The 21,302-nt window shown below is 54.6% G+C and carries 19 protein-coding genes; 2 read left to right on the forward strand and 17 right to left on the reverse strand.

All coding sequences use genetic code 11. The features are described from left to right. Positions 1-82: 82 nt before the first annotated feature. Together ACJJIZ_RS18975 and ACJJIZ_RS18980 are read right to left on the reverse strand one after the other, a co-directional pair. A complete protein-coding gene (locus ACJJIZ_RS18975; protein WP_444914469.1) occupies positions 83-844 on the reverse strand; it encodes an SDR family oxidoreductase in 762 nt (253 codons plus the stop codon). An 84-nt stretch (positions 845-928) separates the two neighbouring features. Continuing rightward, a complete protein-coding gene (locus tag ACJJIZ_RS18980; RefSeq protein ID WP_444914470.1) occupies positions 929-1,960 on the reverse strand; it encodes a DUF481 domain-containing protein in 1,032 nt (343 codons plus the stop codon). Between the two features lie 241 nt (positions 1,961-2,201). Between ACJJIZ_RS18980 and ACJJIZ_RS18985 the strand changes: the two genes are divergently transcribed. Continuing rightward, the gene (locus tag ACJJIZ_RS18985; protein ID WP_413664717.1) at positions 2,202-2,507 is read left to right on the forward strand and encodes an MGMT family protein; all 306 of its coding nucleotides are present in this window, start codon (positions 2,202-2,204) and stop codon (positions 2,505-2,507) included. Positions 2,508-2,527: 20 nt separating this feature from the next. Here ACJJIZ_RS18985 and ACJJIZ_RS18990 read toward each other — a convergent pair whose 3' ends face one another. From ACJJIZ_RS18990 to ACJJIZ_RS19025, 8 genes are all read right to left on the reverse strand, one after another. Then, positions 2,528-3,799, reverse strand: a complete 1,272-nt coding sequence (locus ACJJIZ_RS18990) for an AmpG family muropeptide MFS transporter (RefSeq protein ID WP_413664716.1) — start codon at positions 3,797-3,799, stop codon at positions 2,528-2,530. Between the two features lie 236 nt (positions 3,800-4,035). Continuing rightward, the gene (locus tag ACJJIZ_RS18995) at positions 4,036-5,409 is read right to left on the reverse strand and encodes an AmpG family muropeptide MFS transporter (protein WP_444914471.1); all 1,374 of its coding nucleotides are present in this window, start codon (positions 5,407-5,409) and stop codon (positions 4,036-4,038) included. Between the two features lie 340 nt (positions 5,410-5,749). Continuing rightward, on the reverse strand, positions 5,750-6,322 hold the full coding sequence (locus tag ACJJIZ_RS19000) for a YbhB/YbcL family Raf kinase inhibitor-like protein (protein WP_413664714.1): 573 nt from the start codon (positions 6,320-6,322) through the stop codon (positions 5,750-5,752). A gap of 15 nt (positions 6,323-6,337) precedes the next feature. Further along, entirely contained in the window at positions 6,338-7,324 is a 987-nt protein-coding gene (locus ACJJIZ_RS19005; protein WP_444914472.1) for a threonine ammonia-lyase, read from the reverse strand. 113 nt (positions 7,325-7,437) lie between these two features. Next, positions 7,438-8,865, reverse strand: coding sequence for an aldehyde dehydrogenase family protein (locus tag ACJJIZ_RS19010; protein ID WP_444914473.1), 1,428 nt, complete (start codon positions 8,863-8,865; stop codon positions 7,438-7,440). A 238-nt stretch (positions 8,866-9,103) separates the two neighbouring features. Next, positions 9,104-9,979 (reverse strand): regulatory signaling modulator protein AmpE, encoded by an 876-nt coding sequence (gene ampE, locus ACJJIZ_RS19015; RefSeq protein WP_444914474.1) that lies wholly within the window; start codon positions 9,977-9,979, stop codon positions 9,104-9,106. Positions 9,980-10,068: 89 nt separating this feature from the next. Then, the gene (gene ampD / locus ACJJIZ_RS19020; protein ID WP_413664710.1) at positions 10,069-10,626 is read right to left on the reverse strand and encodes a 1,6-anhydro-N-acetylmuramyl-L-alanine amidase AmpD; all 558 of its coding nucleotides are present in this window, start codon (positions 10,624-10,626) and stop codon (positions 10,069-10,071) included. Between the two features lie 190 nt (positions 10,627-10,816). Beyond that, positions 10,817-13,276 carry a DUF1631 domain-containing protein gene (locus ACJJIZ_RS19025; RefSeq protein WP_444912293.1) on the reverse strand — a complete coding sequence of 820 codons (2,460 nt, stop codon included), beginning with the start codon at positions 13,274-13,276 and terminating at the stop codon, positions 10,817-10,819. Between the two features lie 433 nt (positions 13,277-13,709). Here ACJJIZ_RS19025 and nadC point away from each other — a divergent pair, with 433 nt between their 5' ends. Then, the gene (nadC, locus tag ACJJIZ_RS19030) at positions 13,710-14,564 is read left to right on the forward strand and encodes a carboxylating nicotinate-nucleotide diphosphorylase (RefSeq protein ID WP_282931576.1); all 855 of its coding nucleotides are present in this window, start codon (positions 13,710-13,712) and stop codon (positions 14,562-14,564) included. Between the two features lie 27 nt (positions 14,565-14,591). On the opposite strand, the gene ACJJIZ_RS19035 is transcribed toward nadC, so the two are convergent. The 7 genes from ACJJIZ_RS19035 to ACJJIZ_RS19065 form a co-directional block, all read right to left on the reverse strand. Continuing rightward, on the reverse strand, positions 14,592-15,341 hold the full coding sequence (locus ACJJIZ_RS19035; protein ID WP_444914475.1) for a sulfite exporter TauE/SafE family protein: 750 nt from the start codon (positions 15,339-15,341) through the stop codon (positions 14,592-14,594). Next, the gene (gene ccoS / locus ACJJIZ_RS19040; RefSeq protein ID WP_108732140.1) at positions 15,342-15,527 is read right to left on the reverse strand and encodes a cbb3-type cytochrome oxidase assembly protein CcoS; all 186 of its coding nucleotides are present in this window, start codon (positions 15,525-15,527) and stop codon (positions 15,342-15,344) included. It lies immediately after the preceding gene. Between the two features lie 34 nt (positions 15,528-15,561). Beyond that, a complete protein-coding gene (locus tag ACJJIZ_RS19045) occupies positions 15,562-17,994 on the reverse strand; it encodes a heavy metal translocating P-type ATPase (protein WP_444914476.1) in 2,433 nt (810 codons plus the stop codon). Next, positions 17,991-18,515, reverse strand: coding sequence for a FixH family protein (locus ACJJIZ_RS19050; RefSeq protein WP_444914477.1), 525 nt, complete (start codon positions 18,513-18,515; stop codon positions 17,991-17,993). The genes ACJJIZ_RS19045 and ACJJIZ_RS19050 overlap by 4 nt, the downstream gene beginning before the upstream one ends. An 85-nt stretch (positions 18,516-18,600) precedes the next feature. Beyond that, positions 18,601-20,019, reverse strand: a complete 1,419-nt coding sequence (ccoG, locus tag ACJJIZ_RS19055; protein ID WP_413664704.1) for a cytochrome c oxidase accessory protein CcoG — start codon at positions 20,017-20,019, stop codon at positions 18,601-18,603. A 139-nt stretch (positions 20,020-20,158) separates the two neighbouring features. Continuing rightward, positions 20,159-21,067: a cytochrome-c oxidase, cbb3-type subunit III gene (gene ccoP, locus ACJJIZ_RS19060; RefSeq protein ID WP_444906137.1), complete on the reverse strand. Its 909-nt coding sequence runs from the start codon at positions 21,065-21,067 to the stop codon at positions 20,159-20,161. Next, positions 21,067-21,300: a cbb3-type cytochrome oxidase subunit 3 gene (locus ACJJIZ_RS19065; RefSeq protein WP_413664702.1), complete on the reverse strand. Its 234-nt coding sequence runs from the start codon at positions 21,298-21,300 to the stop codon at positions 21,067-21,069. Before ACJJIZ_RS19065 ends, ccoP begins: the two co-directional genes overlap by 1 nt. Positions 21,301-21,302: the final 2 nt, after the last annotated feature.

The following is a 21,302-nucleotide window of genomic DNA, read 5'->3' on the forward strand; positions in this document are numbered from 1 at the left end:
TTGCTGTAAATCCAGAAACTAATTACAGAATCAAAAAAGGGTGAACTCAGTTCACCCTTTTTATGCTCGGGAAGAGGGAAGCTTACAAACGGGCTCCGCCATCAATATCTACCACTCGACCGGTGACGTAGTCGTTCTCCAGAATAAACGCTACTGTCGAGGCGATCTCATCCTGCTCACCCAACCTGCGCAGGGGCACTTGTTTTACCAGACTCTCAAGAATCTCAGGGCGCATTTGCGCAACCATATCGGTGCCGATAAAACCCGGGGCAATCCCGGCAACACGCACGCCGTAGCGCGCCAGTTCGCGTGCCCAGGATACCGTCATCGCTGCAACACCCGCTTTACTGGCGGAGTAGTTGGTCTGCCCCATATTGCCCGCACGGGACAAACTGGAGATATTGACCATCACCCCACCCTTGCCGCTTTCCGCCATAATGCCCGCTGCAGCACGGCCGCAAAGGAATACACCGGTAAGGTTCACATCGATCACAGACTGCCACTGTGCCAGGGACATGCGATCTGTCACTTTGCCGTCTTTACACTTGAGCAACATGCCATCGCGCATAATGCCGGCGTTATTAACCAGAACCTGGAGTCCGCCAAAGTCTGCTGCGATTTTCGCAAAACCGGAGTCCACCGCTTCCTCATCGGCAACATTGATCAAGTAACTGCGAGCCTCAGCACCGAGCTTTTCACAAGCTGCAACGCTGTCTTTCAGGCCTTCCTCATTAACATCGATCAGGGCCAGGCGGGCGCCCCGCGCAGCCAGATACTCGGCCATGGCTCGGCCCAACCCCTGGCCCGCACCGGTAATCGCAACAATACTGTCAGCGATTTGCATATTGAACTCCTCGTCGTCGCTCGTTTTTTAGATTTATCGTTTATGACTGCCTTCGAACCTGCCCTATGCTGGCTCGAGGGGGAATTACCATTCGTAACCGACACCAACGGTCACTTTGGTATCTTCTTTTTCACTTTCCAGGGAGGGCGTATTGTCGTACTGCCACTCGTAACCGATCTCCATCAGCACGCCTTCAACCAGCGGTGTGCGCACCCCCAGCTTGGCGTTAGCTTCGTAGTCGTTACTGTGATCAAAGGATTGTAAGGTTTCCTGGTCGAAATAAATTTCCGGTCCAAGGGAAAACTTGTAGCGGTAGTTAAGTGCAATTCGACCGGCGACATAGCGTTCATCCTGGTCTTCGCTCAACTCTTCGTCGATAAAACTCTCGTGCAGGCTACTCAAGCCACCTTCTAGGGAGAAAGTGGTCTTACTGGTATCGTAAAACAGATAACCCATACCGAGACCGAGCGTAGTTCCCAGGTCTAAGTTCTGGGCCTCTTCCCTTTCCAACTCACTGTTAGCAGCGGCAAACCATTTCTCAGCAAAGATCCAGCGCAGGTCATAGTTGAGCTGGTATTTTTCCAGGTCACCATCTTCTTCACTTTCCTGGTTCTGGTAAACCGCCCCAATCAGGTGGTTAAAATCTCCATGGCGGATATCCAAGTTGATATTGGCATCGAGGTCTTCACGCTCACGGTTACCGCTCTCGAATACGCCTCCGGCGGTAACATCACCGCTGAATAACACCGGACTGGTGGTAAATGTGCTGTAGGGTTCTGCCCGCTCAATACCGGGGAAGTCGATCAACCAACCGCGCCCTTCATCGCAGTACACTTCCCAGCGCTCCTGGCGGTGGCCAGCCAAGGTGCAAGGTTCATCCCTGCCGGCAATTTTGATATCGGTATCGATATCCATCGACACCACTTTGGATTTGTCGACTTTAACTTCACCAAAAGTCTCTGACTTCCAAGTGACCTGATCCTTCTCTACCAGCACCAACTCGCCCTGAATACGATCGCCATTTTCCAGGGTCAGCACACCGGCATGGGCCTGGAAGGGCACAAGAAACAAGAGAGTTCGAGCAAAGAGCTTGGGAAGTCGTGTCGATAAAACCACTAAGAAACCTTGGACTTTTTAGGTGTATGAACGGTGCAAACAGCCTCAACAATCGCACCATGATGCCATAACTAGAATCATGTGGCACGCCGTCACAGCGGAGGCCTTCGCGCCCAGGGGACTGTGACCTTGCGAGCTGGTAAAGTATCCATAAATGGCGAATAAAAATCTCATTTTCAGGAGATTACAAAGTAAAAAATTGCGCCCAGTTGGCGTAATTCGCCGATATTTAGAGCTTTTTATGGAAAAACAGAACTCCCTGGAAAGAATATGCCAAGCCTTGGCGGCGATCCCCAAAGGGCGGGTTGTCACCTACGGGGACTTGGCTGAGATGGCCGGCTACCCACGCGCTGCGAGACTTGCAGGTCAGACCCTGCGTAAATTACCCCGGGGTACCAAGCTACCCTGGCACCGGGTGATCAACGCCCAGGGGCGCATCTCCCTGCCGGAACCCGGCGCCAGCCGCCAGCGTGAAAGACTGGAAAGAGAGGGGGTCATACTGCTGAAAGGGCGAGTGGATATGGGCAAATACCGCTGGAAACCTTAGCCCCAATCGCAGACAGAAAACTACGCTACTTCATCAGCCCCCCAGGGCGCGACCCAAAATAACAGGATCATTCCAGGCACCGCCAAAACGGCACACAGGAGAAAGAAGTGTGTCCACCCCATTCCCTCCACCAAATAGCCGGTGGAGGCATTGGCGAAGGTGCGCGGGAGCGAAGTCAACGCTGTAAACAAGGCAAATTGAGTTGCAGTGTGCAACTTGCTGGTAGTGCGGGCGATAAATGCAATAAACACCGCTGTCCCCAACCCCACCCCGAGATACTCAAAGGCAATTACTATCGCCAATAGCCAGAGGCTAGGATTGAAATCTGGAGTGCCCACCAGCTCGCCATTCACTTCAGACAAAATCATGAATCCGAAAATTGAAACCAGCTGTACCACCCCGAAAATCCATAGGCACTTATTAATCCCAATCTTTACAATTAATAAGCCGCCAAAGAAGCCGCCAATTACCGCAGGCCACAAACCGGCATTCTTTGCCACTATGCCGATATCCGTATTGGAATATCCCATATCCAGGTAATAGGGCGTCGCCAGTGCCGTAGCCATGCTATCGCCAAGCTTGTACAAAAACATAAAGGCCAGTACGAGCACCGCCTGTTTTACGCCATTGCGATTAAAGAATTCGACAAAGGGTAAAACAATGGCCTCGCGCAAAGATTTAGGACGACCTGCTGGATGGTCTGGCTCCGCCACCATCAAGGTCATAAAGACGGCAATCAACATAAAGGCCGCAGTAATCATAAACACCTGGTCCCAGGCCAGGTGGTCCGACAGGATCAAGCTGAGGGATCCCGGAATCAAGCCGGAAATACGATAGGCGTTGGCATGAAAGGAATTGCCCAGACCCAACTCCTGGTCTGGCAGAATCTCGCGTCGGAAAGCATCCAGGACTATATCCTGGCTGGCGCTAAAAAAAGCCACGGCAAAGCAAATTGCGGCAATTGACCAAATATCAAACTGGGGACTGAACATCCCCAGGACACCAATGGAAACAATCAATAACAGCTGCATTACCAGCATCCAGCCCCGCCGGCGACCGAGCATCGGGAATGCGTAGCGCTCCATCAATGGAGACCAGATAAATTTCCACGTATAGGGCAATCCGAGCAATGCAAAAATACCGATAGTGGCCAGATCCACGCCTTCGGTACGCAGCCAAGCGGGCACCAACTGTATCAATACAAAAAGAGGCATCCCCGAAGAGAAACCGGTGCCAATACAAATCAGCATACGCCGATTAAACACCGCCTCCCGGATGGTTTCGTGGGCCATAGTTTGTCGCTTTTATTCGCTGAGCATCGTCTACCAGTGATACCCGACCCGACAGGCAACAGACACACAATCAAACATAAGGGCGAGTCTATGGAGGGGTGGGTTTCACCTTTACAACCACCATAGACACAAGCCGGGCAGAATGCCCGGCGAAGAGTTTTGATATGACATAGGGATTTAGAAAAGAGCTGAATTCAGGATGTACTCTTAGAGAGGAAATAGCATCCCTGTAAACCTTAGGTAGTGCCCGCTCCCGGCTGCACTTCTTCTCCCGGCCAGTCGCGCTGCTCGCGGCGCCAAAAATAAATGGACAGCAGAATGGCTGGAATTCCCATAAGCGCTGCATAAATAAAGAAGTAGGCATAACCCTGAGCATCCACCACGATGCCGGAAAAACCACTGATAAATTTCCCCGGCAAGGTCATCAGGGAGCTGAACAAAGCATATTGAGTGGCGGTATAAGCTTTATTGGCAAGACTGGAGAGAAACGCGATCAGTATCGCATTGGCAATTCCTCCACTAATGTTGTCCGCACTAATTACCAGCGCCAACCAGGCTTTATCGGGACCGATCACAGCGAGTTGGGCAAATAACAGGTTGGTGCAGGCGACCATAACCGAACCCAGTATCAGCGGACGCACAACACCGTATCGCACCACTAACAGCCCACCTAGAAAGGAACCGATAATGGTACAGAAGAAGCCAAACAGCTTGCTGATTTCAGCGATTTCCGTTTTGGTAAAGCCCAGATCCAAATAGAAAGGATTGGCCATCACCCCCATCGCAATATCACTTAAACGGAAGATGCCGATAAATAACAACAGAATGATTGCAAAGCGGCCATTGCGCTGAAAAAACTCGATAAAGGGGCAGGCCACGGCGCGAATAAACCACTGCTTCATGCGACCATGCTCCCCCTTGCCCAACAGGCGCTGGGCCCACTCGCTTTGCAGCTCATCGGCTTCTTTGTTTACCTTGCTGTGATCGGGCTCGGCAATAATCAGAGTGGTAATCAGGCCCACTCCCATCAATCCAGCCATCGCAAGATAAGCACCGGACCAGCTAAAGATATCCGCAATAAACAGGGCGCCCGCTCCGGCTATCAACATTGCCACCCGATAGCCAAATACATAATTGGCAGCCATAGCGCCCTGATAGTCGTCATCCATGGCCTCAATTCGATAGGCATCAATCGCTACATCTTGAGAGGCCGAACAGAAAGCGACCCACAGGGCCAGTAGGGCTACGTGCATCAGGGAGAGCTGGGGATTTACACTGGCCATACCTATCAGGCCAATCGCTATCCCGATTTGGGATACCAGCATCCAGCCCCGACGCTTGCCCAATTTATCCGTGAAAAAAGGCAGACGCAGCTGATCGACAATAGGGGCCCAGAGAACTTTGATAGAAAAGGTGATCCCCACCCAGGCAAAAAACCCGATGGCGGTACGGCTGACACCGTAGTCCCGCAGCCAGGCAGTCAAAGTAGAGAAAACCAGCAGTAATGGGAGGCCGGCGGAAAAGCCGAGGAAAAACATGGTGAGTACACGGGGCTTCAAATAAGCGGCCAGCGCTTGCCCCCATGTCATTTGTTTTTGTAAGTTGGTCAAGCGCGGGCCTCCAGAGCCTCAGCCGCTGCAACAGGTGTTCCTGTGCAGCGGAGTATTAGGGAGCCTCTGAATAACTCCGTGATACCTCTGGTATGCATAGCGGTTCACAATCAAGGCGCGGCTTCGCAGGAATGTCTAGACCTTTCAAGAAGTCGCAACGCGGAGTGTGAATCGCTATGCAAGCCCCGAAGGGCGGGCCTTGAAGGCCACAGCTGCTGCGTTGCAGCTCTTGCAAAGGGCTACGGCCATTCGCGGCGAGCTGCGCCTAACATCTGCAACCTTCAAGACCCGCAGAGGCATTACGGAATTATTCAGAGGCTCCTTAGATTAGTTTATTTACTCAGTGGCCCCACAAAACTTCCAGCTCCGCTTCGGCCAACTTATTGGCATTGATATTGAAGCCAACTTTAGCAGGAGAAGTGTTTTCATCCAGCGGCAGGGATTCCACTTTCAAGGCATAGACACGAAAACGATAGCGATGATCCCCGTGCCCTTTGGGCGGGCAGGCACCACCGTAACCGGAATTACCATAATCATTGCGCCCCTGTACTGCTTCTGGAATCAGGCCGTTTTTCAGGTCACCGGCCCCTTCCGGAAGATTGGTCGTATCCACTGGGATATTAAATACCACCCAGTGCCACCAACCACTGCCGGTAGGCGCGTCGGGATCGTAAGCGGTAATAGCAAAACTCTTTGTGCCCTCCGGTGCCCCACTCCAACTCAATTGGGGAGACAGGTTCTCACCGCCGCAGCTGCCATAAACATGAGCCATGGGCATTTTCTTTCCAGCTTGCAGGGAGCTGGATGACAGTGTCAGCTTCTCAGCAATCGCGTTGGTTCCAGTCAGTGACAGCGCAGCAGCACAAAGCAGCCCGGCCAAACCCCGGCCGCCCTTTTTCAATAAATGGCTCATATCCCAGTTCCCCTTTTAGTTTTCTTCACTGGACAGCAGTGGGCCCACTTTGTCCAGATCCATATTTCCGCCGGTCAGAACAACCACGACATTCTTATTGCGAAAGCGCGCGCTGTGCTCAATGATCGCAGCGAGACCCACCGCAGCCGACGGTTCTACCAGCTGTTTGGTTCGCGTCCACAATAGCCGCATCGCATTGACGATACCAGCTTCGCTGACTGTCACAATATCCCGCACCGTGCGCTCAATAACGGCGTAATTTTTGCCGCCCAATGTTGTGCGCAGACCATCGGCGATCGTATCGGGTTGTTGTGTGGTGATATGAACTCCACCGCGCAGTGAACGCTGGGCATCATCCGCTCCGGCGGGTTCCGCACCAATCACCAGAATATCGGGGGCAAGCGCAGCCATTGCCAATCCCACGCCAGACAAAAGTCCACCGCCTCCCACTGGCGCCACAATAACGTCTGGAGCAAAGCCCTGTTCGCGGCTCTGCTTGAGCACTTCCATGGCTACAGTGCCCTGCCCAGCAATAATGCGCTTATCGTCATAGGGCGGGACTTCGTGCGCACCGGTTTCCTTAAGTACCTTTGCCAAAGTGGATTCGCGATCAGCCAGGCTGGGGCCCGAAGTCACCACTTTGGCACCGTACCCCTCAACCGCCATGCGCTTTGTCTTGGGAGCCGTTTCGGGCATCACCACCGTACAGGCCAATCCCCGCTGGGCTGCTGCCCAGGCGAGCGCCGCACCGTGATTACCGGACGAATGGGTGGCAACTTCCTCGACCCCGTCTGGGAGCAGCGAAAGCGCATTAGCCGCGCCCCGCGCTTTAAAGGCACCCACTTTCTGCAAGTGCTCACACTTAAACCACAAATTGGCGCCCGTCAGCTCGTTCAGCTGCCGAGAGCTGAGCAGAGGGGTCTCGTGTACCATGCCTGCAATATTTTGTGCGGCACTAAATACATCCTCACTGGCAGGTATCTCGTTGCGATCCAGGGGCATAACACTGTGTATCCTTTTCGACTACATGGGAATAATCCAGCTTATCCACCGCCGATAACATCCAGTGTTCTACGGAGCAGGCACAGTGGAAAACCGTGCCTGTCGATAAGGAATTATTTGCTGAGCATACGCAGGAATTTCATTTTCCTGTCGTTGAAGGGTGCATATCGTATATCGATATCGAGGATATTTCTGCGCCGCATTACGGCCTTGTAATGACTGAAAGTGCGGAAGCCATGCTCTCCATGGTAGGACCCCATACCGCTGGCACCGACGCCTCCAAAAGGCAGGTCCTGGGCCAGCATAAACATCATGCAGTCATTCACGCAGGCGTTGCCGGAGCTGCAACGGGATAGAAGCCGATCCGCCAATGCTTCATCCTGGGTAAATACATACAGGGCCAGGGGCTTCTCTCGCTCATTGACAAACTCCTCCGCTTTGGAGAAATCACCCAGTTCAATAATGGGGAGTATCGGGCCAAAGATCTCCTCCTGCATAACTCCCGCAGAGAGATTGACGTTGCGCATTATGGTGGGCGCCATATAGCAGTCGTCCACATCGACTTCACCGCCAAATACCACCTCTCCATCCCCCAGGTAATCCGACAGGCGAAGGGTGTGCTGGCTATTAATAATGCGCCCATAGTCGGCAGATTCTCGCGGATGCTCCCCATACATTTCCCAGAGCACCCGCTGCAACATGGGGGTGAGCCGATCGGCTGTCCGCCGACTACAAAGAACATAATCCGGGGCGATACAAGTCTGCCCCGCATTGGTAAATTTACCCCAGGCAATTCGCCGTGCAGCCACTTCCAGATTGGCATCATCGGCAACAATACAAGGGCTCTTTCCGCCGAGTTCCAGGGTTACCGGAGTCAGGTATTTAGCCGCCGCACTCATTATGATTTTGCCAACCCGGCCACCGCCGGTGTACATAATATGGTCCCAGCGCTGCTCCAGCAGCGCCGTGGTTTCTGCCACACCACCTTCGACACACGCAAAGGCATCATTGTCGAGGTAACGCGGTAATAATTCTGCGATTAACCGGGAGGTTGCTGGCGATAACTCAGAGGGCTTTACCACCGCACAATTGCCGGCGGCAATCGCCGGTACCAGCGGCGATAACAATAATTGCAGCGGATAATTCCAGGCACCGATAATCAGCACAACACCCAGTGGCTCCGGTTGCACATAGCTCTTGGCCGGCTGGGTCATCATCGGCGATTGGACCTTGCGCGGGCGCACCCACTTCTTCAGGGACTTCAGGGTGTGATCGATATCGTTGTAGAGAAATGAAATTTCAGTGAGGTAGCTTTCCTGGGGAGCTTTGCGCAAATCATCGCGAAGGGCTTGGACAAAATGTGCCTCGTTCTCGGAGATCATCTTGCGCAGCTGAGACAGTTGCTTGCGCCGCCAACTCAATTCAGTGGTGCTGCCGCTGCGAAAATAGGTTCGCAAGCCCGCCACTAATGTGGCTGCGTTCCAATCGTTTGCCCTAGCCAGATCTGACAACATTTGCGGTTCCAATACCGAAACTTCCAAACCCTACTTCCTCCAATGAGTATAAGCCTTCGCAGGCAATGACTAGCTTCGCTTTATTGATATGGCAAAGCACCGAAGTCCGGCCGCTGGGGCGCGCAATTTCGTAGGAAGGGGGGAATAAGTCAAGATAGGAAGGAAAGAAAATTTTGAAAATGGCGACAAATTCAACAATCGCCCCAGCAGACAAAAGTAGCTCTGGGGCAATGGTACAGGCATTGTGGGATTATTCAGAGGCTTCTCAGATAAACAGAACCAGAAGGGCCAAACCAGTGATCCACAGTAGCAAGGTTCTGGATAGCAGCGCTTGCAGCCCTTCAATCTCCGCACCACTTTGGCGCTGCATCTGAGACAGATCGGAACCACCACTGCACTCACTGGCGTCAATACCGCCGAGAGCTCCTTCCAGGTAAGCCTCGAGAACCTGATCGGTATGGCTCTCACGACACATCAACACCCTGCGCCAGGCGCGGTAACAACCGGCAAAGTTACCCACAATGGCAAAGCTCAGCCCCATCACACGGACCGGCAGCCATTCCAACAACCACAACCAACGCGCCGCCGTCGCCTCTTCGGAGGAGCCCCGGGTATTTTCTGCGTACAAAGCACTCAAGCGGAAGAGTACAGCCCCGGGAATACCCAGCAAAATAAACCAGAACAGCACGGCGAAGAGTCTCTCAAAGGCGCAGTAGGCAGCGCCGCGAAATACCTGCTCATGCAGACAAGTGTCATCGGAGGGCGCTTCGTGTAACTCGCGCAAAATGGGCGCCGCTGCTTTGGTGGCACCTTCCAGGTCGCCGCTATACCAGTGACGCAGGTAGTTTGCGACGATATCGTTGAAGTTGCCGCGACCGAGACAATAGAGCAGCAGTGGCACCCCCAACAGCAGGTAGCCCAGACCACCCGCAGCGCCCTCTGCCAGCGTCATCGCAATTGCAGAGATCAATACTGGAACCAGGATAGTGACACCAAGCAGCAGGCCGCTATTGCCATTAATGCTGGGCAACGCCTGTAAGTACTGACTCCAGCGACTGAACCAACCATCGCGATGTAACGGAGCCCCTGAGCCCCAGATTTGCACCAGGGCAACGGTGATCAGAACAATTAACAGAGTCATAAATAATCCGAGACTGTTTCAGTTATCAAAATCGTGCTGCGGCTCCTGTTACAGAAACCCTTCCCACTTTTAAGGTCCGCTACTGGGTATCAGACGATTTCTTTCAGCTTGTTGAGGTAGCGCTCCCAGTCAAACCCCGGACCCGGGTCCAATTTCCTTCCGGGAGCAATATCCGAATGACTGGCAATTCTATCGATATCAATAGCGGGATAAGCTTGCATAATCGCAGCACTCACCTCGGCAAGTGCGTGATATTGGGAGTCGGTGTAAATATCGGTATCCAAACCTTCCAGCTCAATACCAATGGAAAAATCATTGCAATTAGTGCGACCTTTAAACTCGGACTTGCCCGCGTGCCAGGCACGACGATCAAGGGGCACGTATTGGGTTACCAGGCCATCGCGGTCGATCAAAATATGCGCAGACACCTGTAACGCAGCAATATCGGCAAAATAGGGGTGTGCATCGATATCCAACTGCCCCAGGAAAAAGGCATCAATGTAGGGGCCGCCATACTGTCCGGGCGGCAAGCTGATACTGTGAATCACCAATAGATCCACCGCACAGTCTTCCGGGCGGCTATTGCAATGAGGACTCGGAACCCGGCGCGCGCCCGCCAACCAGCCAGACTCCACTTGATATTTCAATCTGCGATCTCCGCTGCAACCTATTGATAGCCCCGGTATCGCCCGAGGCTTCAGCAGTTACCATTCTATGGAAGCGTTGATCGATATGCCAATCTGATCGGAGCAGTATCGCGACATAACTTGCGGAAAACCACTGGCCACTGAGTATCCCTGCTAAATACTCAACGTCCGCTCGTTACATTCCTGAAAATTAGCGCTGCTCACTGCGCTTCTTGCGCACATTGCCAATTACGGACTGCAGCGCCCGCTCAAACAACATGCCGTCATCTAGCGGCAACAGTTGCGCCGAACGCAGCGCATGGGCCAGCTCTAGTCGGGCGAATTCAGCGACTTTGGCGCCATTGCGATTAACGAAGATAAATTGGTCGATATCGCGAATTACCGCCGCCAGACGACAACGGAACTGCTCGTCCTCAGAGCGCTTCAGCTCGAACCAACTGCCCTGTGCCAGGCGGAAGGTCATCTGCCAGTGGGGATCATCTTCGTCAAGGGGGGCCAGTCCACCCTGCTCCGGTGCAGCCACCTCTGCTTCAGCAACTGCCTGCTCAAGCTCTTCCATCTGCGGCACGGCCACTTCCTGGGGCTCGGCTTGGACAGCTTCAACAGGAACTTCAGCTGGCTCATCTGGAAGTTGGTCTTCGGCAGTGTCTGAAATCACTTCCTGGGTAACCACGGCTTCTGCAATAACCGCTTCAGTCACTGCAGCTTCATCAACCGTAGCTTCAGTAACATCAGCGAATCCAGCATCAGCAGCAGTTTCCTGCTCCACGACAGGGGCAACAGGCTTGTCAGCAACATTAGGCTCAGCAGATTTCGCTGCGCGCACTTCGCGGGCAACCTGCTCTGCCACTTCACGTTCACGCTGCTCCGCCAATTGCTGGGCCAGGGCAAAGCGCTCGCGATAAACTTCTTTGAGGCCGGTGAAAAGGGTACGCGCTTCGAAAGCGTTATAGGAAAGCGCCTCAATTCCCTCGCGCAATCTCTCCTGCAAAACAGGCAGTAAGCTCAATAACTGTTTGCGGGAATCCGGCATTGGGGCCTGCACACTCCACACGAGATCTCTCGCTGTGCGCACGTCGCGGTTCCAGGCGTCGCTCTCTGTCCCCTCTTTGACACAGGTCAGGAACAGCACGTTGTTCCAAACTTTGTTCAACCAATCCTGCACCACCTGTGGCAGATCCCGCTCTGCAACCAAGGCATCCATTACTGCGGCAACCCGTGCGCGGGCAGCTTGGGTTTTAGCCCGACCATCAGCCTCATCCACCACGCGGCGCTCCAACATCTCGGCACGCTTGCGCTCGCGGACGATAAATTCGCGCAGGGATTCCAGCAAAACGGCAAAGATATTGATATCCCGATCAAACTCATTAAGCACGCGCTCAACAATTTCGGATATCTCTTTGTACAGGGGATCGGATTCGTAGTTATCCCCCGCCTGCCATCCGGTAGCGGCATCGGCCAACTCGTTCAGCAATTTGCGCGCAGGGTGGCCGCCTTTACTGAAAAATGATTTGTCTGCAATGGCTACTTTCAACAGCGGCAGTTGCAGGCGGCCCAGAAGTGATTTGATTTGGGTGGCAAGGCTGCGGTCCTCCAGGATAAAGGAAAACAACATCTCTACCAGCTTGATCACATCGCTATCGACTTTTGCCAGCGAAGCAGCTTGGTTGGAATCCACCAAGCGCTGCTGTAGCAATTCGCCCACATTCAAAAGCTGTACCGCACTTCCACCTTGATAGTGGCTGCCACTTTGCAGCGCGCCCAAGTGGGAAAGCAGATCCCCTGCAGGCATTGGAGTAACACCTGCGGCTGCGGGCACCAATCCTGGAGGGAAGTGCCCCGTAGCTGCGACTCCACCTTGTACTGGCTGGCTGCCAGCCTCTACACCGCCGGCACTACCAGTGGGGGCACTGGCGGCGTGGGGAGCGCCGTTGTAGGCCGAACGCTGCCTGGCTACACGCTGCTGCTCACGCAGAGATGGCAGTACGCCCTGCTCTACAAGTAATTGGTTACAGAATTCATAGAAGTCCCGCAGCTGCAGCATGACCACCTGCTCGAACTTTTTCAGCAGGGTGAGGCGAGCGCGGATAAAGAGGTCCAGATCCTGAATCGCCTCTACAAAGGCGTCACAGATTACGTCTGGCCCCAGAGGGTTGTTTTTGTCGTACACCTTGACGGAGTAGAGCGTATCGAGCCTCATGCACAGCTCGGTAAGGGGCTCGGCGAAATCTCGCTTGGCATTGGCCACCATGGTGTCGGCAGCGACCAACTGCTCCAGGTCATCGTTGTGAACCAGCGACAGGTTATCTGATGCGAAACTGCTTTCCGTCTTTTCTTCCTGGCGGACCTGAAAAGCGCGGGAGACGTTCTGGATAAAGTGCTCGGCAATATTGCGGCGCTCAACGCGCAGCAGGCGCAGTGCCTGGAAAAGCCCATCCTGCTCCTCCTGGCCATGAGCTCGCTCGGCCATTGCAAACAGGGAATCATCCACCTTGCCAAACAGCGCTTTAATCCGCTCCAGCAGCTGTGCCGTCGCTTTGTCCTTCAGCATTGTTACTGCGGCGGGCAGAACAGGGGGCTTACCTGATGCAGAAATATTTCGCGCTCCACTTTTCTCTGAGAGGGAAACTACCTTTCTGGATTCACTCATTTCCAAGAGGTCCTTCGAATGCCGTCCGACTTGTAGCGCTGAGGCCAAAAGCAAAAATTAGTGAATGGAAAAGTGGTCTCCCTAGCGGAAACGGGGGCTTTCTGTTCCCCGTTAACCACATTCCCAAACTGTTGAAATCCCGCCGCGATCATGCGCGAAAAATCTGCCGAAGTTCTTGATTTCACTCAAGTTTTGACCGCGAGAGAACAGCGTTTACCGGCCCTGCTCTGAAACAATTCAGGCTGCGATCAAGCCTAACTCTTCGGTCATTCTACTCGCGTTATAGGACTGTTTTACACAGTTCTGCGACATATTTGAGACACTTGTCACAGCTATTCGTAGAGCCAACTGCTACTTGCCAATGACTGAGTTGAGCAGTCAAAACCCCGAGTGTTTTGGTAAACTGCGCCGGCGTTAATTTCGAGGTTTCCCAATGCGACCACAAGACACGGCTATTCCCAATATCACTGCCGACCTGCAACGCTCAGTTCAGGTGGCCCTGGAAGAAGATATTGGTAGTGGCGATATCACCGCCCAGCTGATCCCAGAGGACCGCAATGCGCGGGCCCGGGTAATCACCCGCGAAGATTGCACTCTGAGTGGTCGCGCCTGGGTAGAGGCTGTATTCCACGCCCTGGACCCGGAGCTCGTCCTCACCTGGCACTTCGAGGACGGCGACCGTATCAGCGCCAATGCCGTTATTTTTGAGCTGGAAGGCAATGCCCGCGCTATCCTGACCGGCGAGCGCGCCGCACTGAATTTCCTGCAAACCTTATCCGGTACTGCCACAACCGCTGCGGAGTTCGCCGCGCGAGCTGAAGGCACTGAGGTGAAGATTCTCGACACCCGCAAGACCATTCCCGGTCTGCGCAGCGCACAGAAATACGCCGTACTTTGCGGTGGCTGCCACAATCACCGCATCGGTCTTTACGACGCCTTCCTGATCAAAGAGAACCATATCTTCGCCGCCGGAGGCATTGAACACGCCGTCGCCCAAGCGCGAGTGATCAAGCCGGAAGCCCTGATTGAAGTCGAAGTGGAAAATATTGAAGAGCTGGAGCAGGCGCTCGCCGTCGGTGTGGACGTGATTATGCTCGACGAATTCAATGATGAAGACACTAGAACGGCCCTGAAACTGGCCAAAGGCAAAGCCAAAATTGAGCTTTCCGGCAGTGTCGACCGGGATCGCATCGCTCAGTTAGCCGAACTGGAAGTGGACTATATCTCTTCTGGTAGCCTGACCAAGCACCTGCGCGCTATCGACCTATCCCTGCGGATCGATCTCTAGCGCCCACAGGACCCATCATCACTGCACTTAGTGATGGTGATGATGGTGTCCCTGCTCTTCCGTGTCTTCTGCGGGAGCTTTCATCCCGCTCATCTGCCCGTGGTTGGCGTGGTCTCCGTGTCCACCGTGGCCCATAGCCCCCCAAATGGTCCAGATACCAAACAGCAAAATCGCTGCGGCGAAACCATAGCGAACCCCCGGCTTTTGCACTATGCCGCGCACCTGCGCCGCCGCAGCACCAGTAGCCAGCATGGCGGGCACGGTGCCCAAACCAAAAGCAAACATAGCCAGGGCAGACCGCTCGGCACTGCCCTGGGCCAGGGCGAACGTCAGCGCGCTATAAACCAAACCACAGGGCAACCAGCCCCACAGGGATCCCAGTGCCAATGCCTGCCCCGCTGAGCGAACCGGCAACAATTTGGCCGATAGTGGCTGCACATAGCGCCAAAGGTAACGGCCCCCTTTTTCAATCCAAGCCAATCCCTGCCAGATACCGCCGATATACAGCGCCATCAGGATCAGCATGATCCCTGCAGCAAATCGCAGTGGAGTTAGAGCGGGCAATATCGCCGCACCAAGGGCACCGGCGAGCGCTCCCATCAGCGCATAGCTACCCAGGCGACCCAATTGGTAAGAGCCCAGCTGCACCCAAGCAGTCTTTTTCCCCGGTGTCGCCATACCCAGCGCTCCGGAGATTCCCCCACACATACCGATGCAGTGACTGCTACCCAAAAAACCGATAGCGAGCGCCGCCGCTAAAAAACCCCAGTCCCCCACTTACTTCTCCTGCTTCCTTTCCGCGTCAGATTTGTCCTGCTGAACATCATCGTCATCAAACAAAATGCGACGACCTTCCGTTTCCAGGTCATCGTACTGTCCGTTATTCACGGCCCAGAAAAAGAGCTTCACCGCAAAGCCAACCAAAATCACCGCAATGGGAATCAGGAAATACAGACTTTCCATCAGTTACACCTCCTCTCTTTCTGTGAGCACGGGATTAAGCCGCAGCGCCCACAGGGTTTTCGTCGACTTCCTGTCCACGGGACAGACGCAACGCATTTAGCACTACGATCAGAGAACTCAGGGACATACCGATTGCCGCAGCCCAGGGCGGCACCAGACCGCAAAATGCCAGAGGCAGGGCAATCACGTTGTAACCCAGAGCCCATGCCAGATTTTGCCGCACAATCCGGCGGCACTTGTGCGCCAGCTCTATAGCTTTGGGCAGCACTTCGAGATCTCCGTTCAGCAAAATGGCATCGGCGCGGGACTGGGCCAGGTCCGCCGCAGACATCATCGCCACAGAGGCATCGGCACCGGAGAGCACTGGCACATCATTGATGCCATCCCCCACCATCAACACCTTCTCACCATCGCTTTGCAGCTGCTTCATATGGCTGAGCTTGTCCTCTGGCGAGGCTCCGGCGCGGTAGTTGCTGATACCCGCTCGCCCCGCCAGTCGCTCAACTTCCGCAGACTGGTCACCACTGAGCAGTTCCACTGAAAGACCTTGCTCAGTCAAACCCTCAACAGCGGTAGTTGCCGAATCCCGTAACTTATCCCCCAACGCGATCCAGGCAATAGGGCCCAGGGAGTCGCCGAGCAGCAGCCACTGCCCCTCCCCTTCGGGCGTAGAAACTTCCTCACTGGAGACAAAGCTCGCCTTACCCAGCCGGTAATTATCCCCCTCAATCTGCCCTTCCAGGCCGGCTCCGGTATGGACTTTCAGCTCATTGGCGGTGAGATTGCCACGCCAGGCGCGAAAGGCTCTGGCCAGGGGGTGATTGGTCTGGGATTCCAGTGCGGCGGCTACGTCCTTAACCCGCTGCTCGGTCCAGTTGGCCCGCAGCAAATCAATATGCAGGATTCTCGGTTCACCGCGCGTCAGGGTACCGGTTTTATCGAACAGCACCCGGCCGATACGCGGCAATGTTTCCAGTAAGCTGCCTCCAGCCACAAGAAGTCCCAACTGCTGTAAACGCAGGGTGGCGGAAGCCAGGGCAGCAGGGGTTGCCAGCGACAGTGCGCAGGGGCAAGTCACCACCAAAACAGATAGGGACACCCAAAAAGCGCGACTGGGATCGATTTGCCACCAGACAACAAACGCCGCCAGTGCCGCGAATAAAACGACACCGACAAAAATACCCGCAACCCGATCTGCCAGGGCCACTTGGTTGGGTTTATCTAATTGCGCCCGTTCTACCAGGCGCTCAATAGCGGACAAGCGAGTCGACTGCCCCGCTGCCGTAATTCGAATAGTCAGGGTGGAATCGCCGTTGACACTCCCGGCATAAACCGGGCTGCCTGCAGACTTCTGTTGCAGTGCCGATTCACCGCTGAGCAGGGATTCATCCACACCGCTCACGCCCTCCAGCACCTCCCCATCGGCGGGGATAGTGTCTCCCGGGCGCAATAAGACTTTATCCCCAGCGACCAATGCGGCCACCGGTACATGGACAATATCGTCACCTTGGTATTTGGCCGCCGTCATCGGCAGCAACTGAGCCAGACCACCGCTGGCTAAGCCAGCCCGATGGCGGGCGCGCATCTCCACCGTTCGTCCCAACAACAGGAAGAAGGTGAACATGGAGATAGATTCGAAGTACACCTCGCCGGTGCCAAATACCGTGGCGTAAAAGCTGGCGACATAGGCCATACCAATCGCCAGGGACACCGGCACATCCATACTCAGGTGTCGAGCGCGCAGACTGCGCAAAGCGGCACTGAAAAATGGACGCGCCGCATAGAAAACCACTGGCGTTGCCACCAGCAGAGAAACCCAGCGGAAGTAGCGCTCAAACTCGCCGACGCCCTCTTCCGCTGCAGCACCAAAATACAGGGCGATGGCAAACATCATCACCTGCATGGTGCCGAGTCCAGCGACACCCAGGCGGCGCAGGGCGGCGCGGTGCTCGCTCTGGATCACACTTTCCTGGTTGGCCGCAGTAGCCGGGGCCGGCCGGTAGCCAATCCGTTCCAGTTCGCCAAACAGCTCACTGGGTTTGATCTTGTCGGGATTAAAACCGATCTGGGCACGCTGGGTACTGGCGTTGACAGAGACCTTCTCAATCCCGTCCAACTGCCCCAGGTGCTTTTCTATCAGCCACACACAGGCTGCACAGGTAATACCGCTAATCAACAGCGAGGCAATCTTGTTGCCGTTATCCCAATCGTGGACAAACTGCTGCTGCACTTCCGGCAAATCGTATGCCGCCCAGCGGTCCTGGGGTTGAGCTTCCTCCGGCCTGTCGCTCTCCTTCTCCCGGAAGCGATAAAAGCCATCCAGACCACCGGAAACGATAGCGCTGGCTACCGCCTCACAACCTGGACAACACATATCCCGGGCGGCCCCGTCGATCACCACCGAGTGGTTGCTGCCGGGAGGGACTGGGAGTCCGCAGTGATAACAGGAGGAGGAAGACGAAGTCATTGAGTTACTGCGTTCAGTGGCGCGGCATTGCCGAGATCGAAGTTGATTTCACCTTTCAGGCGCCAGTTGGCGTCCTGATGCGCATCGGGATCAAGCTCCGGCATCAAGCGCAGATACCAGCGATTCCCAACGCCTTCAGGCAAGGTGCCCTGGTAGCGACCCACGGAGAGCTGGGAGAGCTCGATATGCTTGTCGAGGTCAGACTCCACCGGGTGGCTCAATGTGAGCAGTAAGGCCTTGGGGTAGTCGAGGTCGCCATTCAGCTCCACGACAACCGATTTTTCAGAGGGCTGAAACTGGACCAAAGCGGCCAGACCCAGGTCTTTCGCGCGCAAGTCCTGCTCGGCGCTGAAGTGATACATGCGGCTGTCTTTGTAGTAAGTATCACTGACTTTATCGTCAGCGAAGCGCACCGCTATCGAGACTGTAATTGTGGAGACAACCACCACTGTAATCAGTGGGGCCAGTACCATCCACGCCCAAGGTTCCCGGTACCAGGGTTTTGGGGTTGATTCATTCATCGCGTTACCAAAAAGTTACCGTTTGTGCACAAAAGTCGAGCCCGCCTGGGCGGGCCCGTACTTTGCAACGGGATTGGCGTCCCGTCTACTGCTTTGGACCAATAAACACCGTTCGGTGCTTATCAACCAGCTCAGGATTGTCGACTGCTTGGACAACAATCTCGATATCGTGCTTGGTATCTTTCAGCTGGTCTCTGGGAACGCTTACCCGAATGGGGACGGAGAACATCTCTCCAGGCACCAGGTAAATCGTCTTCGGCTTGCGAATGGAGTAATCGTATTCAGGCTTACCTTCCACCTTGATGGTGAATTCGTGGGGAGCCTGATCCATATTGTTGATTTTTACCGTGTAGACGTTTTGCACCTGTCCCTGGGACTCACGGAACATACGAGCACCGCGGTCGCGAGTGATTTCTGCCTCGATAGGGCTTCGAGTCATCACTTGCTGTGCAAACAGGCCGGTCATCGCAACCAGTATCAACGCGTAGCCAAATAGGCGCGGGCGCAGGAAGCGGGTCTTTCCACCCTGCAATTCGTCCTCAGAGGTGAAGCGAATCAAGCCCTGCTCATAGCCCATCTTGTCCATCACGCTGTTACACGCATCGACACAGAGGCCACAGTTGATACATTCATACTGCATGCCGTCGCGGATATCGATATCCACCGGACACACCTGAACACACCAGTAGCAGTCGATACAGTCGCCCATACCTTCCGCCTTGTAGTCCACGTTCTTCTTGCGCGGACCACGGGTCTCACCCCGCTTGGCATCGTAGTAAACCGCCAGCGTATCCTCGTCGTACATCACCGACTGGAAACGGGCATAGGGGCACATGTATTTACACACCTGCTCACGCAGGAAGCCGGCGTTCATATAGGTGGCAAAAGTGAAGAAAGCGACCCAGAAAACACCCTGCGGGTGCGCGTTAAACGTCGCCAGATCCACGACCAGCTCGCGCACACCGTAGAAGTAACCCACAAAGGCCAGTGCAGTTGCCAGCGAGATCAACAGCCAGATGGTGTGTGTGCCACCCTTGCGCAGAACCTTTTCCAGGTTCCAGGGGGCCTTATCGAGCTTCATTCGCTTGTTGCGATCGCCTTCACAAACCCTTTCTGCCCAGATAAACATCATGGTCCAGACGGTCTGCGGACAGGTGAAGCCACACCACACCCTGCCCAGCAAAGTGGTGACCGCAAACAGCGCGAAGGCGGCAATGATCAGCAGCCAACCTAGAAGGAAGCCGTCTTGGGGGCCGAAAGTAGTCCAGAAAATATGGAATTGGCGGGTGGGGAGATCAAAGAAGACCGACTGGCGCCCGTCGATATTGATCCAGGGTAGGAAGAAGAAAGCCAGCAGCAAAGGCAGGCCGGTATATTTGCGAACACGGGTGAAAACACCCTTGATATGTCGGATGTAGACTTTGTCTTCCGACTCATACAGCATGCGATAGCGAACTTCGCCATCACCTTCCTGTTCCTCACGGGTTGGAATTAAATCACTCACACAAACCTCACTCTCGCACGGGCACATCTTGTACGTGGGCCAGGTAGCCCCTTATGTTGAGGCTTTTTTCTCCGTCCCTGCAGCGCCCGGAGTCCCTTGATAAAACAAGGCCCAGCAAATGCCGGGCCTCAATAGTTAATTACTGCTTTTCTTCTTCCTGCTGGGACAGGCTGTAGACATAGGCCGCTACGAGGCGGATTTTGTCTTCACGCAGTTTATCTTTTTGCGCGGGCATCATATTTGTACGACCACCGCGAATAGTGTGTTGGATCTGTTCGCGATTGCTACCGTACAGCCAGATGTCGTCGGTCAGGTTCGGCGCACCCAGCATTTGGTTGCCTTTGGCATCCATACCGTGACAAGCCATACACACGGTGTTGAATACCTTCTGACCTTCGGCTGCCATGGCGGTGTCGTGCTCCAGGCCGTTCAGGGAGAGAACATACTCTGTCGCATTTCTAACACCTTCTTCACCGATCACCGGACCCTGAGGAGGCATCATGCCCTGACGACCGTTGTACAGGGTTTCCAGGATTTTCTCCGGGGTGCCGCCGTACAGCCAGGCGTTATCGGTCAGGTTCGGGAAGCCAAAGTTACCGCCGGCATCTGCACCGTGACATACCGCACAGTTGTTAGCGAAGATCCGGGAACCCATCTTGAGGGCTTCGGGGCTCTGCGCAATCTGCTCGATCGGCATATTTTCGTACTTACCGAAGGTCTCGTGGAATCGCTCCTGAGCCTTGGCCTGGGAAGCTTCCAATGCACCGACAGAAGTCCAGTTGCCGACACCTTTGAAGTTACCCAGACCCGGGTAAACCACCAGATATCCCGCAGAGAACACCAGGGTGGCAATGAACAACATGAACCACCACTTGGGCAGCGGGTTGTCGTATTCCTCGATGCCATCGTAAACGTGGCCCGTGGTTTTGTTTTCCGGTTCAGCCTGGTCATCCACTGCCACCTTTCGGTTGGCGAACAGCACCCAGGTAATCAACGCCAGATTGGCGAGGGTGAGCACAATTACCCACACACTCCAGAATGTACTCATTACTTATCCTGCCCCTGTTTTCGATTGGCTCCGGGTTTATCCCCGGAATTGGATTCGTCCTGCTGAGCGGCCGACTTGTCCTTGTCGGCTTGTCGCTCTTCATCGGCAAATGGCAAATTGGCATCTTCTTCGAAGCGCTTCTTGCGCTTCGGAGAGAAGGCCCACCAGCAGATAGCCAGAAAAGCCACAGAGCCCAGAACCAGACCGATTTCCCGCAAAGTTTCAATAGTCACGA

The sequence above is a fragment of the Microbulbifer maximicatervae (SeqCode) genome, assembly GCF_052467225.1.

What these genes read in the sequence shown, in the direction of transcription:
- ACJJIZ_RS19045 (WP_444914476.1), bottom strand. Translation starts at nt 17,994, where the DNA reads ATGACTTCGTCTTCCTCCTCCTGTTATCACTGCGGACTCCCAGTCCCT.
- ampE (WP_444914474.1), bottom strand. Translation starts at nt 9,979, where the DNA reads ATGACTCTGTTAATTGTTCTGATCACCGTTGCCCTGGTGCAAATCTGG.
- nadC (WP_282931576.1), top strand. Translation starts at nt 13,710, where the DNA reads ATGCGACCACAAGACACGGCTATTCCCAATATCACTGCCGACCTGCAA.
- ccoS (WP_108732140.1), bottom strand. Translation starts at nt 15,527, where the DNA reads ATGGAAAGTCTGTATTTCCTGATTCCCATTGCGGTGATTTTGGTTGGC.
- ACJJIZ_RS18990 (WP_413664716.1), bottom strand. Translation starts at nt 3,799, where the DNA reads ATGGCCCACGAAACCATCCGGGAGGCGGTGTTTAATCGGCGTATGCTG.
- ACJJIZ_RS18985 (WP_413664717.1), top strand. Translation starts at nt 2,202, where the DNA reads ATGGAAAAACAGAACTCCCTGGAAAGAATATGCCAAGCCTTGGCGGCG.
- ACJJIZ_RS19025 (WP_444912293.1), bottom strand. Translation starts at nt 13,276, where the DNA reads ATGAGTGAATCCAGAAAGGTAGTTTCCCTCTCAGAGAAAAGTGGAGCG.
- ACJJIZ_RS19000 (WP_413664714.1), bottom strand. Translation starts at nt 6,322, where the DNA reads ATGAGCCATTTATTGAAAAAGGGCGGCCGGGGTTTGGCCGGGCTGCTT.
- ACJJIZ_RS19005 (WP_444914472.1), bottom strand. Translation starts at nt 7,324, where the DNA reads ATGCCCCTGGATCGCAACGAGATACCTGCCAGTGAGGATGTATTTAGT.
- ACJJIZ_RS18975 (WP_444914469.1), bottom strand. Translation starts at nt 844, where the DNA reads ATGCAAATCGCTGACAGTATTGTTGCGATTACCGGTGCGGGCCAGGGG.
- ACJJIZ_RS19050 (WP_444914477.1), bottom strand. Translation starts at nt 18,515, where the DNA reads ATGAATGAATCAACCCCAAAACCCTGGTACCGGGAACCTTGGGCGTGG.
- ccoP (WP_444906137.1), bottom strand. Translation starts at nt 21,067, where the DNA reads ATGAGTACATTCTGGAGTGTGTGGGTAATTGTGCTCACCCTCGCCAAT.